General features: G+C 72.8%; 10 protein-coding genes, 2 pseudogenes and 1 riboswitch. Of the genes and pseudogenes, 6 read left to right on the top strand and 6 right to left on the bottom strand.

Going from position 1 to position 14,891, the window contains the following annotated elements:
* Positions 1 to 208 precede the first annotated feature (208 nt).
* The 3 genes and pseudogenes from sucD to H300_RS25220 all read right to left on the bottom strand — a co-directional run.
* Entirely contained in the window at positions 209 to 1,093 is an 885-nt protein-coding gene (gene sucD, locus H300_RS0106085; RefSeq protein WP_028426728.1) for a succinate--CoA ligase subunit alpha, read from the bottom strand.
* Between the two features lie 43 nt (positions 1,094 to 1,136).
* Positions 1,137 to 2,309 (bottom strand): ADP-forming succinate--CoA ligase subunit beta, encoded by a 1,173-nt coding sequence (gene sucC / locus H300_RS0106080; RefSeq protein WP_028426727.1) that lies wholly within the window; start codon positions 2,307 to 2,309, stop codon positions 1,137 to 1,139.
* Positions 2,310 to 2,489: 180 nt separating this feature from the next.
* Positions 2,490 to 3,241, bottom strand: a pseudogene (locus H300_RS25220) (VWA domain-containing protein); the annotation flags it as partial.
* A gap of 116 nt (positions 3,242 to 3,357) precedes the next feature.
* Between H300_RS25220 and H300_RS32190 the strand changes: the two are divergent.
* Positions 3,358 to 3,779 (top strand): annotated as a pseudogene (locus tag H300_RS32190) (DUF5691 domain-containing protein); the annotation flags it as partial.
* A 123-nt stretch (positions 3,780 to 3,902) separates the two neighbouring features.
* Here the strand turns inward: H300_RS32190 and icmB are convergent.
* Complete coding sequence (gene icmB, locus H300_RS0106065; protein ID WP_028426725.1) at positions 3,903 to 4,313, bottom strand: coenzyme B12-dependent isobutyryl CoA mutase small subunit; 411 nt, start codon at positions 4,311 to 4,313, stop codon at positions 3,903 to 3,905.
* A gap of 294 nt (positions 4,314 to 4,607) precedes the next feature.
* Here icmB and H300_RS0106060 point away from each other — a divergent pair, with 294 nt between their 5' ends.
* Together H300_RS0106060 and H300_RS29805 are read left to right on the top strand one after the other, a co-directional pair.
* Positions 4,608 to 5,369: an esterase/lipase family protein gene (locus H300_RS0106060; RefSeq protein WP_486583575.1), complete on the top strand. Its 762-nt coding sequence runs from the start codon at positions 4,608 to 4,610 to the stop codon at positions 5,367 to 5,369.
* Between the two features lie 489 nt (positions 5,370 to 5,858).
* A complete protein-coding gene (locus tag H300_RS29805; protein WP_486583574.1) occupies positions 5,859 to 7,580 on the top strand; it encodes a M23 family metallopeptidase in 1,722 nt (573 codons plus the stop codon).
* A gap of 715 nt (positions 7,581 to 8,295) precedes the next feature.
* On the opposite strand, the gene pcrA is transcribed toward H300_RS29805, so the two are convergent.
* Entirely contained in the window at positions 8,296 to 10,794 is a 2,499-nt protein-coding gene (gene pcrA / locus H300_RS0106045) for a DNA helicase PcrA (RefSeq protein ID WP_028426722.1), read from the bottom strand.
* 119 nt (positions 10,795 to 10,913) lie between these two features.
* On the opposite strand from pcrA, the gene H300_RS0106040 reads away from it, so the two are divergent.
* Both H300_RS0106040 and H300_RS0106030 read left to right on the top strand, forming a co-directional pair.
* Positions 10,914 to 11,555 carry a DUF1707 and DUF2154 domain-containing protein gene (locus tag H300_RS0106040; RefSeq protein ID WP_028426721.1) on the top strand — a complete coding sequence of 214 codons (642 nt, stop codon included), beginning with the start codon at positions 10,914 to 10,916 and terminating at the stop codon, positions 11,553 to 11,555.
* Positions 11,556 to 11,795: 240 nt separating this feature from the next.
* Positions 11,796 to 11,946, top strand: a riboswitch (cyclic di-AMP (ydaO/yuaA leader).
* Positions 11,947 to 11,952: 6 nt separating this feature from the next.
* Positions 11,953 to 13,143, top strand: a complete 1,191-nt coding sequence (locus H300_RS0106030; protein WP_028426720.1) for an NlpC/P60 family protein — start codon at positions 11,953 to 11,955, stop codon at positions 13,141 to 13,143.
* Positions 13,144 to 13,195: 52 nt separating this feature from the next.
* Here H300_RS0106030 and H300_RS0106025 read toward each other — a convergent pair whose 3' ends face one another.
* Entirely contained in the window at positions 13,196 to 13,549 is a 354-nt protein-coding gene (locus tag H300_RS0106025) for a hypothetical protein (RefSeq protein ID WP_028426719.1), read from the bottom strand.
* A 192-nt stretch (positions 13,550 to 13,741) separates the two neighbouring features.
* Between H300_RS0106025 and H300_RS0106020 the strand changes: the two genes are divergently transcribed.
* Entirely contained in the window at positions 13,742 to 14,785 is a 1,044-nt protein-coding gene (locus H300_RS0106020) for a C40 family peptidase (RefSeq protein WP_028426718.1), read from the top strand.
* The last annotated feature ends 106 nt before the right edge of the window (positions 14,786 to 14,891 follow it).

Below are 14,891 nucleotides of genomic sequence, written 5' to 3'. Positions count from 1 at the left end.
CATGACCCGGAAGGGACCGCTCGCGGACGCTGCGTACCGCGGCCGCGGTACGCAGCACGGCCGCCCGCCACGACGGCTTCGGGCCCGCCCCCGTGTTCTGGGGCGGGCCCGAAGCCGTGTCGCCGCGCCGGAAGCGCGCCCGAAGGGGCGCACTCGCCACCGGTCCGCGGAGGACCGGCCGGTACCGCGCGGCCGGTACCGGCGGCCGTCAGCCGCCGAGGATCTCGCGCGCCAGACGGGCGGTCTCCGAAGGCGTCTTGCCGACCTTCACGCCGGCGGCCTCCAGTGCCTCCTGCTTCGCCTGGGCGGTGCCCGAGGAGCCGGACACGATGGCGCCGGCGTGGCCCATGGTCTTGCCCTCCGGAGCGGTGAAGCCCGCGACGTAGCCGACAACCGGCTTGGTGACGTGGGCCTTGACGAAGTCGGCGGCGCGCTCCTCGGCGTCGCCGCCGATCTCGCCGATCATCACGATCAGGTCCGTCTCCGGGTCCGCCTCGAACGCCCGGAGAGCGTCGATGTGGGTGGTGCCGATGATCGGGTCGCCGCCGATGCCCACGCAGGTGGAGAAGCCGATGTCCCGCAGCTCGTACATCATCTGGTACGTCAGCGTGCCGGACTTGGAGACCAGGCCGATACGGCCGGGCTTGGTGATGTCGGCCGGGATGATGCCGGCGTTGGACTCACCCGGAGTGATGAGCCCGGGGCAGTTCGGCCCGATGACGCGGGTCTTGTCGCCCTTGGCGCCGGCGTGCGCCCAGAAGGCCGCGCTGTCGTGCACCGCGATGCCCTCGGTGATCACCACGGCGAGCGGGATCTCGGCGTCGATCGCCTCGATGACCGCGGACTTGGTGAACTTCTCCGGCACGAAGATGACGGTGACGTCGGCGCCGGTGGCCTCCATGGCCTCCTTGACGCCGCCGAAGACCGGGATCTCCTGGCCGTCGAAGTCGACCGTGGTGCCCGCCTTGCGCGGGTTCACCCCGCCGACGATGTTGGTGCCGGAGGCAAGCATGCGCTTGGTGTGCTTCTGGCCCTCGGAGCCGGTCATCCCCTGGACGATGACCTTGCTGTCCTTGGTGAGGAAGATAGCCATGTGTGTCGGTTCCTCGTCTGTCCTCGTCTGTCCCGGTCCGGGGTTACTTGGCGGCCAGCTCGGCGGCGCGGTCCGCGGCGCCGTCCATGGTGTCGACCTGCGCCACCAGCGGGTGCGCGGCGTCGTTCAGGATCTTGCGTCCCAGCTCGGCGTTGTTGCCGTCCAGACGCACGACCAGCGGCTTGCTGACGTCCTCGCCCTTGGACTTGAGGAGCTCCAGCGCCTGGACGATGCCGTTGGCCACGGCGTCGCAGGCAGTGATCCCGCCGAAGACGTTCACGAAGACGGACTTGACCTCCGGGTCGCCCAGGATGATCTCCAGGCCGTTCGCCATGACCTCGGCGGAGGCACCGCCGCCGATGTCGAGGAAGTTGGCCGGCTTGACGCCGGAGTGCTTCTCGCCGGCGTAGGCGACGACGTCGAGGGTGCTCATGACGAGCCCCGCGCCGTTGCCGATGATGCCGACCTGGCCCTCCAGCTTGACGTAGTTCAGGCCCTTGGCCTTCGCCGCGGCCTCCAGCGGGTTGGCCGCCGCCTGGTCCTCCAGCGCCGCGTGGTCCGGCTGCCGGAACTCGGCGTTGGCGTCCAGGGAGACCTTGCCGTCCAGTGCGATGACCTTGCCGTCGGCGGTCTTCACCAGCGGGTTGACCTCGACCAGGAGGGCGTCCTCCTTGATGAAGACGTCCCACAGCTTCTGCAGGGCGACGACCGTCTGGTCGGCGATCTCGGCGGGGAAACGGGCGGCCTCGACGATCTCGCGGGCCTTGGCCTCGGTCACACCTTCCAGGGCGTCCACCGGGATCTTGGCGAGCGCCTCGGGCTTCGTCGCCGCGACCTCCTCGATCTCCACCCCGCCCTCGACGGAGGCCATCGCCAGGAAGGTGCGGTTGGTGCGGTCCAGCAGGAAGGAGACGTAGTACTCCTCCGCGATGTCCGCGGTCTCGGCCAGCATCACCTTGTGGACCGTGTGGCCCTTGATGTCCATGCCGAGGATCGCGCCGGCCTTCTCGACCGCGTCGGCGGGGTCGGAGGCGAGCTTCACGCCGCCCGCCTTGCCACGGCCACCGGTCTTCACCTGGGCCTTGACAACCGCGCGACCACCGAGGCGCTCGGTCACCTCACGCGCCGCCTCGGGCGTGTCGATGACTTCCCCGGCCAGCACCGGTACGTCATGCTTGGCGAAGAGGTCCCTCGCCTGATACTCGAACAGGTCCACGCGCGTCCGTCCCTCATCAGTTTTCGCGGTTCGTTGTCAGCGTGGGCGTGCCGCGTGGCCGCGTCTGCGATGTCCGCGGCATGTCCGCCTCGCAGGTTAGCCCGGTGCGTGTGCGCTTCATAAATTCCACGTCGCTCGGGCGCGGTGAGACCGGTCACATCCGGTCACCGAAGCGACGCGTCACGCTTCCGGAACAGGCAGCGGGCGTTTTTCGATCGCCGCCGCCGTCACCCCGGGGAAATGATCGGGCGTACATGCGAATGCCGGGCCCCCAGCGCCGCGAGTGCCGCCGCGTGCTCCCGGTCGTAGGCGGCCGCGCCCGCGTCCGACAGCGCGAGCAGCGTGACGAACCGGACTCCGGAGCCCTTCATCGCAGCCACCCGCTTGAGCATCTCGTCCCGGATGCCGCCCTCGTAGAGGTCGCTGATCAGGACCACCACCGTGTCGGCGGGACGGGCGATCCGGGACTGGCAGTAGGCGAGCGCCCGGTCGATGTCGGTCCCGCCGCCCAGCCGGGTGCCGAACAGGACGTCCACCGGGTCGTCCAGGGCGTCGGTGAGGTCCACCACCGCGGTGTCGAGGACGACCAGACGAGGCGCCAGCGACCGCATCGAGGCGAGGACCGCGCCGAACACCGAGGCGTACACCACCGAGGCCGCCATCGATCCGGACTGGTCGATGCAGAGGACGACCTCCTTCTTCAGCGCCTTCGACGCCCGGCCATACCCGACGAGCCGCTCCGGCACGACGGTGCCGTGCTCCGGCAGGTAGTGCCGGAGGTTGGCCCGGATGGTGCGGTTCCGGTCGACGTCAGCGAGCCGCGGCCGACTCACCCGCGCGGAGCGGTCCAGCGCACCGGTCAGGGTGGACCTCGTCCGCTCGGCGGGCCGGCTCTCCAACTCCCGGACGACCTCGCGCACCACGGCCCTGGCCTTCGGCGGGCCGCGGGCCCGCTGGCTGGCGGGGCTCAACCCGGGGTGGCGGTCCGTCCGGCGCGGCGCCGCGCCGGACTCCGGCCCGGACCCGGAGGACGCGCAGGCGGGGCGAGCTGCACGGCGCCTGGGCCCGGGCCGCGGTGCGGCAGAAGGACACCGCCTGGACCCGCGCGCTGCTGGGCCGCCCGTCCGAGGCATCCGCGGAGGGTGCGGACGTGACGCCCCGGTTGCTCGCCGCGCTGCCGGGACCGGAGCGCTCGGCCTGGGCAGCCGAGTTCGTCTCGGCGCACGGCCCCTCGCACGCGTTCGGTGTGCTCGGTGTCTGCGCCGTCCCGTGGGCCCCGACCTAGGCCGGGCGGTGGTGGACACGCTGGAGATCGCGCGTGACGCGGGGAGCTATCCGTGGAGCCTGAGCGGAGTCCTCGGGCTGGCGGAGCGCTCGCTCGCCCCTGGACACGCGGCGCGGCCTCCGCCGCTCGCCACCCGGGCGGCGGAGGCCGGCACCCGGGCTCCCGGCGCCGGCGGCTACGGGGCGGAGTCCTTCCAGCGGCTGCTGACCACCCTCCGGCTCCGGCACGCGATGGCGGAGGAGCTGGCCGGCCGCTCCCCGGAGACCGTGCCTGAGGCCGGCTCCGACGGCGCCCGGTTCCGGTGGGGTTCAGGCGCTCACCGAGCGGACGTGGGTCCGTACCCACGCGACGACCGCGGTGGTGGGGGCGCCGGGGGTGAAGATCTCGGCCACGCCCCGCTCCTTGAGCGGCGGGATGTCGTCCTCGGGGATGATTCCCCCCCCGAACACCTTGATGTCCTCGGCGTCCCGCTCCTTGAGCAGGTCGAGCACCTTGCCGAAGAGGGTGTTGTGCGCACCGGAGAGGACGGACAGCCCGATCGCGTCGGCGTCCTCCTGGATGGCAGTGGCGACGATCTGCTCGGGCGTCTGGTGCAGCCCGGTGTAGACGACCTCCATGCCCGCGTCGCGGAGGGCCCTGGCGATCACCTTGGCCCCGCGGTCGTGGCCGTCGAGCCCCGGCTTCGCCACCACCACGCGGATCGGACCCGACACACCCATCACTGCCTCCATCGATGTCGACTGCGGCTCCGTCCGGCCGACGGCGCGCCGGAGTGAACGAACGTTATCGTCCAGCATCGCTCACCGGCACCGTTTGGCGGTGGCCGGGGAGGGGGAAATCACAGAAAGGGACAGCAGAACCACCGGAGCGGCTTCCGCAGTGCCCTTCGGATGCGTACCGGGCCACGGGACGGCCGCGGTACGCGAGCCGCGACGAGGTCGTCGCGGCCGCGCGCCGGCAGGCGGGGCGGCCGAGGCGGCCCACGGGGGTGACCCATGGTCCCGTTGCCGCCCATGCTCAGCACCCTGCGCACCAACGCCGTGGAGGCGGCGGTCCTCACCGGGCATCTGCTGCTCTATCCGAGCGGGTTGCGACAGGAGCCCCCGGGGGCGCCCGTGCCACCCACCGACCTGCCCGGTCCGCGCCCGGTCGTCCTGCTCCACGGCTTCGTGGACAACCGCGCGGTGTTCGGCCTGCTGCGGCGATCGCTGCTGAAGAACGGTCGGCCGCAGGTCGCCGCGCTCAACTACTCGCCGCTGGCCGTGGACGCCCGGGAGGCCGCCGCGGACCTCGGGGAGTTCGTCGAGGGGCTGTGCGCGCGGACCGGCCACGACCGGGTGGACGTCGTGGGGCACAGCCTCGGCGGCCTGATCGCCCGGTACTGGGCCCAGCGGCTCGGCGGAGACGCCAGGCTGCACACCCTCGTCACCCTCGGCACCCCGCACGCGGGTACGGAGGCCGCCCCCCTGCTGTCGCTGCATCCGCTGGTGCGCCAAATGCGCCCCGGGTCGGGGCTGCTGTCCGAACTGGCCGCACCGGCGCCGGGGTGCCGGACCCGCTTCGTGAGCTTCTGGAGCGACCTCGACCAGGTGGTGCGTCCGGTGGAGTCGGCCCGGTTGGACCACCCCGACCTGCGGGTGCGCACCGTCCGGGTGCACGGGGTCGGGCATCTCTCGCTGCCCCGGCACTGGTCGGTGACGGCCCGGGTTCGGCAGGAACTCCGGGAGCCGGGCGCCGATCGGGTCGCCGAGCGCGCCGACCGAGGGGCCGCCTGACGGGCCCGTTCCCGCCCGGCCCGTGGGCCCCTCCCCCGCACGTCGGCAGACGGCGGCTCCCCCTCGCGCCGGGAGGCGGCGGCCCCTGGCGTCCGGAGGCGGCGCGACACGCCGGGGCGCCCGTGCGACCCGGGACGAGTACGGCGAAGGGCGGCAGCCGCCCGCGGCGCGCGGGCCCGGGGCCGGGCCCCCTGCGCCGGTTCCGCCCGCCGGACGACTGGGACCGCGGACATCCGTCCAGGTCGGCCAGAGGGCCGAGGCCGCCCGACCAGGGTGGGCCGACCGGCACAGGCCGCGGTCCAACCCGGGCTCCCGCGGTCGAAAACAAGCCGAACGTCCTCGCGACTACCGGCCCGTAGTCAGCCGAAAGGCGGCCTATTGCCCGGGTTTCCGGCGGGCGAAACCTGCGGAAGATTGTCGGCGCCGTGAAGTGCCGGGTACAGTCGCCGCACTGCTCTGGCAGCCCCTGTCTCCGAGGCGAAAGAGAAGTTGGTGGTGAACGACCGTCCCCCACCGGGAGCCACAACCCCGGCCGGCGCTGTCCCCGACGCCTCGTACGCCGACCACGGCGCGCACTACGAGCCGTCCTACGGACAAGGCGTTCCCTACGCGTCCCCCGTGAGCGGCTCATACTCCGAGGACCCGCTCTTCGGCGACCTCCCCCGGCAGGGGGCCACCGCGACGGCGGTGCAGGACACGTCCTGCCCCTCCCCCGGATACCTGCCCCAGGACCCGCAGGGCTTCCCCGAGACCCCTTGGTCGTACGGCGCGGAGCCGCAACTCGACAGCGTGCCCCCGCAGACCGGCCAGCACTGGAACCCGGACGACTCCGGCCAGTGGGATGCCCACGTCCCGGCCTACGGCACGGGGGCATCCCACGCCGGCGGCCACGGCACCGGTCCGTACGACACCGGCGGTTACGACCTCGGCGGCCACGGCACCGGCGCGTACCCGCAGGACGGTGACGGCACCTACGGCTACGACATCCGCGGCGGCACCGACGGGCACGGCGCGGTGTACACCGACCCCGCCGACGACGGCCACTCCGGTCCGGCGGACGGCTACTCGTCGGGCACTTCCGACCACTGCGCGTGGCAGTCACCCGCCGGGAACGAGTGGCGGGCGCCCGCCGAGCAGGGCCTCGCGGCCGAGACCACGCAGTGGGAGACCTCCGCCCCGCACACCGTCAGTTGGGACAGCGGCGCCTACCAGACCGTCCGTTGGGACACCGGAAGCTGGGACACCGGAACCTGGTCCGACACCGCGGAGGCGGAGCCCGCCCCGGCCGCCGACGCGGCCGGGCAAGGCGAGGAGACCGAAGACGGGTACTCCGAGGGTGACGACGGGCTCGGGTCCGGGCGGTCCCCGGTGGGGGACACCGCGGCGCTCCGTGTCGTGTCGCCGTCCGCGGCCGATCCGCCCGGCCCGGCGGCCCCGGTCGACGCCGACACCCCCCTGCCGGTCGCCCCCTCCCGCGGGCGCCGACGTGCCGCCAAGCCCAGGCGGTCGGCGCTGCTCACCGTCGCGGTGCCCTCGGTGGCGGTCATGGGGGTGGCCGGCATCGCCGCCGCCTCGGTGAACGACCACACCGAGGACACCGAGGACAAGCCGCTCCAGGCGGCCCCGGACGCCGAACCGCAGAAGGTCTCCGCCGCCAACAGCAAGCTGGACACCCAGCTCGCCGGGGTCTCCGCGGACGCGGGCGACTTCGCCGGGCGCGCCAGCCGGACGCAGGAGCGCATCGACCTCAAGAAGCGCCAGGAGGAGGAGCGCAAGCGCAAGGAGGCCGAGGCCGCCCGTGCCGAGGCCATGCGTCCCAAGTTCGCCCTCCCGGTCGCGCAGCACGGGCTGAGCGCCTACTACGGTCAGGCGGGCGTCAACTGGATGTCGATGCACACCGGCATCGACTTCCCCGTCAGTTACGGCACTCCGGTGCTGGCTGCCACCGACGGCACGGTGAGCACCAAGTGGGACCTCGCGTACGGCAACATGGCCGTGGTCACGGCCGCCGACGGCACCGAGACCTGGTACTGCCACCTCAGCAGCACCAAGATCAGGAGCGGTCCGGTGAAGGCCGGCGACACGATCGCCTACTCCGGCAACTCGGGCAACTCGACCGGCCCCCACCTGCACTTCGAGGTGCGGCCGGGCGGCGGTTCGGCGGTCGATCCGCTGGCCTGGTTCCGCGGCAAGGGGCTCGACCCGACGTAGGCCCGGCGCAGGCCGCCACCTCCGGGCATCCACGGCGCCGCTGGTCGGAACGTTTCCGACCAGCGGCGCCGTCGTCCGTGGCACCCGGCCCGCTCGCCTCCCGAGGAGGAGGACAGGCCCTGTCCTCTTGCTCCGTCATCGTGGCACCAGCCGCGAGGGAGCACCGCTCCCGGGCACGGCAACCGCCTGCGGAGCGTGGACGGTCGGCGATGCCCACATCGCGTCGAAGCAGGGAGCAGGCCATGGCCGTCACGCCCACCACTCATCTGAACTTCCGGGGGACCGCCCGCGAGGTACTGGACTTCTGCCGGTCCGTCTTCGGCGGGCAGCACCCTCGCGGTCACCTACGGGGACGCGGGCGCGTGCAGGACGGCAGCGAGGCGGACCGGGTGACGTGGGTCGGGGCCGCCGGCGACAACGGCTTCAAGGTGATGACCTCTGACGTGCCCGCGCACCTGCCCTGCCCCGGGACCGCGGCCAGAACCCGTCCTTCGTCTCCGTGCGCGGCGACGACGCCGGGGAGTCCGCGCCCTGTGGAGCGGGCCGGCCGGGGACTCGACCGTGGTGCGGGCGCCGGAGCCCGCGCAGTGGACACCGCTGTACGGCATGCTCACCGACCGTTTCGGCGTCACCTGGGTCCTCGACGTCAGCGCTCCGCACGGCGGCTGATCCGGCACGGCGGTGCGGCCGGCACACCGGCCGCACCGCCGTCCGGTCAGAGCTTCTCGACGGGGGCGTAGCGCAGCAGCAGGCGCTTGGGTTTCGGATCACCGAAGTCGATGGTCGCCTCGGCGCTGTCCCCGCCGCCGTTGACCCCGACGACGGTGCCCAGGCCGAAGGTGTCGTGGGTGACCCGGTCGCCGACCGCGAGTGCCACCACCGGGCGCTCCCTGACCCGCCGGGTGGCGAAGCCGCCGCTCCCCCGCCGGCCGGCGGGGGCGGCGAGCCCTCCGGCCCTCGCCGCGGCGGGGCCGCCCCCCGCCGCGCTGCCCGTCCGCCGCCAGTCGAGGTACTCCGGCGGGATCTCCTCCAGGAACCGGGAGGCCGGGTTGTAGGCCGGCTGTCCCCATGCGCTGCGCAGGGTCGAGCGGCTCAGGTACAGCCGCTCCCGCGCCCGGGTGATGCCGACGTAGGCGAGCCGGCGCTCCTCCTCCAGCTCCTTCGGCTGGCCCAGCGCCCTCATGTGCGGGAACACGCCGTCCTCCATGCCGGTGAGGAAGACGACCGGGAACTCCAGGCCCTTGGCCGTGTGCAGCGTCATCAGAGTGATGACGCCGGTGTTCTCGGCCTCGCCGTCGTCCTCGTCGGGGATCTGGTCGGAGTCGGCCACGAGGGCGACCTGCTCCAGGAAGTCGGAGAGGGTGCCCGGGTCGTCCTCCCCGCGCTCCTGCTCGAACTCCAGCGCCACCGCGGCGAGTTCCTGGAGGTTCTCCACCCTGGTCTCGTCCTGCGGGTCGGTGGACGCCTGCAACTCGGCCAGGTAGCCGGTGCGTTCGAGTACGGCTTCCAGCACGGTGGCCGGACCGGCACCGGACTCGGCGACCGTGCGCAGCTCCTCCATGAGAGTGTTGAACCGCTTGACCGCGTTGGCCGAGCGGGACGCCATCCCGTAGGCCTCGTCGACGCGGCGGAGCGCGTCCGGGAAGGTCGTCCGCTCGCGCAGCGCCAGGGCGTCCAGCATCGCCTCGGCCCGGTCGCCGATGCCGCGCTTGGGGACGTTCAGGATGCGCCGCAGCGGAACGGAGTCCTCCGGGTTGGCGAGCACCCGCAGGTACGCCAGGACGTCGCGGACCTCCCTGCGCTCGTAGAAGCGCACCCCGCCGACGACCTTGTACGGCAGGCCGACCCGGATGAAGATCTCCTCGAAGACCCGGGACTGGGCGTTGGTGCGGTAGAAGACCGCGACGTCCCCCGCCCTGGCGTCCCCCGCGTCCGTCAGCCGGTCGATCTCCTCGGCGACGAACTGGGCCTCGTCGTGCTCGGTGTCGGCGACGTAGCCGGTGATCCGGGGGCCGGCCCCGGCCTCCGTCCACAGGTTCTTGGGCCGCCGGTTCTCATTCCGCTCGATCACGGAGTTGGCCGCGCCGAGGATCGTCTGGGTGGAGCGGTAGTTCTGCTCCAGCAGGATGGTGGTGGCGTCCGGGTAGTCCTCCTCGAAACGGAGGATGTTGCGAATGGTGGCGCCGCGGAAGGCGTAGATGCTCTGGTCCGCGTCGCCCACCACGCACAGCTCGGCGCGCTCCGGCCCGGCGGGCGCCTCGCCCTGACCGTCGTCCGCCGAGGCGGGTCCCACTGCTCGGCCCGTCCCCACCAGCTCCCTGACCAGGGTGTACTGGGCGTGGTTGGTGTCCTGGTACTCGTCGACCAGGACGTGCCGGAAGCGCCGGCGGTAGTGCTCGGCGACGTCGTCGAACGCCTGGAGCAGGTGGACGGTCGTCATGATGATGTCGTCGAAGTCCAGCGCGTTGGCCTCGCGCAGCCGTGCCTGGTACAGGGTGTACGCCTCGGCCAGCGTCTTCTCGAAGCCGTCCGCCGCGGTGGCGGCGAAGTCCTCCTCGTCGACGAGTTCGTTCTTGAGGTTCGAGACCTTCGCGCTGAACGCCTTCGGCGGGAACCGCTTGGGGTCGAGTGCCAGGTCGCGGCAGACGAGCGCCATCAGCCGGCGCGAGTCGGCCCCGTCGTAGATGGAGAACGAGGAGGTGAAGCCGAGCCGCTTGCTCTCCCGGCGCAGGATCCGCACGCAGGCGCTGTGGAAGGTGGAGACCCACATCGACTGGGCGCGCGGACCGACCAGCTCGGCCACCCGCTCCTTCATCTCGCCGGCCGCCTTGTTGGTGAAGGTGATGGCGAGCACCTGGCCGGGGTGCACTCCCCTGGCCCCCAGCAGGTACGCGATGCGGTGGGTGAGCACCCGGGTCTTGCCCGAGCCCGCCCCCGCGACGATCAGCAGCGGCCCGCCGCTGTGCACGACCGCGGCGCCCTGCTGCTCGTTCAGACCGGCCAGCAGCTCCTCCGGGTCCGTGACCGTCCGTGGAGCGCCGCCCCGGTGGAACGCGTCCCGGGGGCCGCCGGGACCGGCGAACGAGCCCGCGAACAGGCCGTCCGGCACCTCCTCCGGCTGCGGCGCGGCGGGGTGCTCGGGGTCCGGCGGCGGAGCCTCGCCCGCGGGGGGCTCCAGGTCGGCCAGGAAGCTGTCGTCGAAGAGGCTGCTCATCGCTGCCGAGTCTAAGGGCTCCCTCCGTCACCCCCGGGGCGAGCACCGGGTCCGCCGCCCCGGCACGCAGCGGTCTGCGGCTCTGTCCGGGGCCGCGGGCACCTCCTAGACTTGGCGGCATGACTGATCCCTCCGGAGCGACCGCGCCAGGACCCGGCCACGACCCCGAACTGCGGGCTTCGCACGCGGACCGGGAAGCGGTGGCCGAGACGCTGCGGGAGGCCGCCGGCGACGGCCGGATCGGCATCGACGAGCTGGAGGACCGGCTGGAGCGGGCATTCGGGGCGAAGACCTACGGCGAGCTGGAACCGCTGACCGCGGACCTGCCGACCACCGCCGGCGCCCCCGAGCCGCGCGCCGGTGAGCCGATGGTGCTCAAGGCCGGGGCCGGGGACATCACGCAGACCGGTTACTGGGTGGTGCCGTCCCGGATCACCGCCACCTCGCGGATGGGGGACGTCCGGATCGACTTCTCCCAGGCCGAGTGCCGGCAGCGCGAGGTCCACCTGGAGATCAACGCGGCGATGGGCAACGTGACGATCGTCGTGCCCCCGGGGTGGTCGGTCCGCCCCCACGGCATGCGGGTCAGCATCGGCTCGGTCCGCAACCGGGTCTCCGAGCCACCCGTCCCCGGTGCCCCGACACTGGAGCTGAGCGGGCGCACCGCGATGGGCGACGTGCGGATCCGCTACCCCAACCGCTGGGAGCAGTGGAAGCGGCAGAAGCAGCAGGAATGGCTGGCGCGGGAGCAGCAGGGCTGACGGGCGCGGGGGCCGCCCCGCCCCCGGTGCGGCGGGGCGGCCCCACATCCGCCCGGTGCGGCGCCGCCTCCTGCCCACCCGGGCCGGAGCCGATCACGGCAGGTCACCGAGCGGACGCGGAGCCGCGCGGATAACGAATCGGTTTCGGACATAGCGCGCACCCGTCTTCCCAAGAGCACCGTGTCGTGGCTACGGTGCTGCCTCAGGCGGCCCGGAGACCGTCGGCGACAGTGCCGGCACGGGCGGCCTCCGCCGAGTCCGGCATCCGCCGGAGCCGGGGACCCACCCGTGCACTTCCGGGGTGAATCGGGGCCCGCGCAGGGACCCGTAGGGCAGCCTTCCGACGCCCGAACCCGACAGCTAACCCGGTAGGCGGCCCACGGAAGGAGTTGCCGTCTTGGCGACACACCGCAAGCCGCGTGTCCCTGTGCGGCAGTCGGCCGCGCTGCGCGGAGGAACGGTGGGCGCGACCGCCGCCGCGCTCGCCTCCGTCACGCTGCTCTCGCAGAGCGCCGTCGCGGCACCCGGCGACGGCGGCCCCTCACTGGAGGAGACGCAGGAGAAGGTCGACGAGCTGCACCGGCAGGCGGGCGCCGCGACCCAGAAGTACAACGCGGCGAAGGAGAAGGCCGAGAAGCAGCGCAAGAAGTCAGACCGGCTGCTGGACGAGGTCGCCGAGCGGACCGAACGGCTGAACGACGCCCGGCGCAAGCTGGGCGGTTTCGCCGCCGCCCAGTACCGCAACGGCGGTATGTCGGAGACGGCCACCCTGCTGCTCTCCGCGGACCCGCAGGGCTACTTCCAGCAGACGCACGTGATGGAGCGGCTCACCGGTCAGCAGAAGCAGGCGGTCGGCGACTTCCAGGAGGAGCAGCGCGAGGCGGGCAACAAGCGCGACGAGGCGACGAAGAACCTCACCGAGCTGAACCGGGCCCAGACGAAGCTGGCCGAGGAGAAGAAGTCCGTCCAGGGCAAGCTCGCGGAGGCCCGCACCCTGCTGTCCGAGCTGACCGAGGAGGAGAAGGCCAGGCTGGCGGCCATCGAGCGGGAGAAGCAGCGCGAGGCCCAGGAGAAGGCACGCGCCGCGGAGCGCAAGGCGGCTGCCGAGCGGAAGGCCGCCGCCGAGGCCGCTGCCGAGCGGGAGACCGCCGCTCCGGCGTCCGGGGGCGGGCAGCCGGCCTCGCAGGAGCAGACGGCGGGCACCGGGGGGGCGGACGGATCGCAGGACACGGCCGGCAGCGGGAGGGCCTCGCAGGTACTGGCCTTCGCGAAGCGCGAGCTGGGCAAGCCCTACGTCTGGGGTGCCGCCGGCCCGAACTCGTACGACTGCTCGGGCTTCACCCAGGCGGCCTGGCGGGCGGCCGGGGTCGAGCTGCCGCGCACCACCTACGACCAGGTCGACATCGGCACGCGGGTCGCCAAGTCGCAGTTGCAGCCGGGCGACCTGGTGTTCTTCTACCCGGACGTGACCCATGTGGGCATCTATGTCGGCGGCGGCCAGATGATCCACGCCTCCAAGCCGGGCGACGACGTGAAGTACGAGTCGATCGACTACATGCCCTTCCACAGCGCGGTGCGGCCGGCCTGACGCCGGGCGGGGTCGGCCGCCCGGACCCTCGTGGGGCGGGGCCGGGCGGGCGTCACACCCACATGGTGGCGAGGAAGACGTTGAGGCAGGTCAGCGCGCCCACGGCGGCCATCGTGCCGGCGGGCACCCGCTGCTCGTCGCGCTTGACGTAGACGAGCACCAGGATCACCACCAGCACCGCGAGCTTGACAGCGACCTTGACGTGGTTCACGTCGTTGTCGGCGAGCTGGTTGAAGCCGACCAGGGCGAGGCCCGTCAGGAGCATGGTGGAGGCGCCGTGCAGCATGCCCGGCGTCAGCCGGGCCTCGCCCGCGCTCATCGCCTTCATCTGGAGGAGGAAGCCGCCGAGGAGTGCCGCGATGCCGATGATGTGCAGCCCGACAAAGAAATTGATGAGTACGTCCATGACGCGGAGCGTATCGGGGTATTAGCACACCGCAAGAGTCAGACCCGCCCCGTTCGCCACCCCGAACACAGCACAGCACCGGATGCTCCGAAATGTGCCCGGGGCACCCGGTTCCGACCACTTCGCGATCGACAGCGAAAAATACAGGTCACCGTCCGCTCACGGGGCCGATACGGCCTAGCGTCGCCGTCCATGGCAGCACATCGCAAGCCCCGCAACTCCGGCTTCCGCACTTCTCGTTGGGCCGGCCTGGCCCTGGTGGGCGCGGCGACCGCGACCGCGACCGGCTCCGGCGGTGCCGCGCACGCCGACCCGCAACCGGCCGGGGAGAAGGCCGACGTCCAGCGCATGGTGGACCGGCTCCACCACGAGGCCGAGCAGGCGACGGAGAAGTACAACGGCGCCACCGAGCGCGCCGAGCAGGCGGAGAAGAAGCTGGACGGACTGCGCGACGAGGCGTCCCGGCAGACGGCGCGCGTCAACCGCACGCGCAACGCGCTCGGTTCCCACGCGACCGCGCAGTACCGGCAGGGCGGCGCGATCGGCCCCACCGTGCAACTGGCGCTCTCCTCCGCGCCGGAGGAGTTCCTCCGGCGGGCCGCGACCGCGGACCGCGCCGGCTCCCAGCAGGCGCGCACCCTGGACCGCCTGCACAACCGGCTGCGCACCGTGCGGCAGCTGCGCAGCCAGGCCGCCGACCGCACCGAGACGCTCCGGGAGGCCCGGTCCACGGCCGAGGACCACAAGCGCACCGTGCGCAAGAAGCTCGCCGCGGCGGATCGGCTGCTGGACCGGCTCACGGCGGCCGAGCGGGCCGAGGTACTGGCCGGGGACGGGCACGGCGGTGAGGAGCGCGAGCAGGTGGACGCGGCCCCGGTGGCGGCCGCCGGACGGGCCGCGCGCGCCCTGACGTACGCCAGGAACGCACTCGGCAAGCCCTACGTCTGGGGCGCCACCGGGCCGAACGCCTTCGACTGCTCGGGGCTCACCCAGGCAGCCTGGCGCGCGGCCGGGGTCGAGCTGCCGCGCACCACCTACACCCAGGTGAACGCCGGGCAGCGGATCGCCAGGAGCCGGCTCGTCCCCGGCGACCTGGTCTTCTTCTACTCCGGTCTCAGCCACGTCGGCCTGTACCTCGGCAACGGCCAGATGATCCACGCACCGCGCCCCGGCGCGCCCGTCCGGATCGCCCCGATCGACCAGATGCCCTTCAACACGGCCACCAGACCGGCCTGATCCAGCCGGGAAGCCCGCGAAGGCCCCGGCACTCGTGGACTGTTGAGCCGACCAGGTGAATCGTGCGGCACAATTCCTTCCCATTGCCGGTAAGTCGGCGGCGTCC

Source organism: Streptomyces sp. TAA040 (assembly GCF_000424845.1).
Note: the sequence above shows the minus strand (reverse complement) of the source record. Positions and strands in the feature narration are given on the sequence as shown.

Bases quoted from the DNA above. Each gene is read 5' to 3' on its own strand.
- sucD (WP_028426728.1), bottom strand. From the start codon at position 1,093: ATGGCTATCTTCCTCACCAAGGACAGCAAGGTCATCGTCCAGGGGATG.
- pcrA (WP_028426722.1), bottom strand. From the start codon at position 10,794: ATGAGCAGCCTCTTCGACGACAGCTTCCTGGCCGACCTGGAGCCCCCC.
- icmB (WP_028426725.1), bottom strand. From the start codon at position 4,313: ATGGGTGTGTCGGGTCCGATCCGCGTGGTGGTGGCGAAGCCGGGGCTC.
- H300_RS0106040 (WP_028426721.1), top strand. From the start codon at position 10,914: ATGACTGATCCCTCCGGAGCGACCGCGCCAGGACCCGGCCACGACCCC.
- H300_RS0106020 (WP_028426718.1), top strand. From the start codon at position 13,742: ATGGCAGCACATCGCAAGCCCCGCAACTCCGGCTTCCGCACTTCTCGT.
- H300_RS0106025 (WP_028426719.1), bottom strand. From the start codon at position 13,549: ATGGACGTACTCATCAATTTCTTTGTCGGGCTGCACATCATCGGCATC.
- H300_RS0106060 (WP_486583575.1), top strand. From the start codon at position 4,608: ATGCTCAGCACCCTGCGCACCAACGCCGTGGAGGCGGCGGTCCTCACC.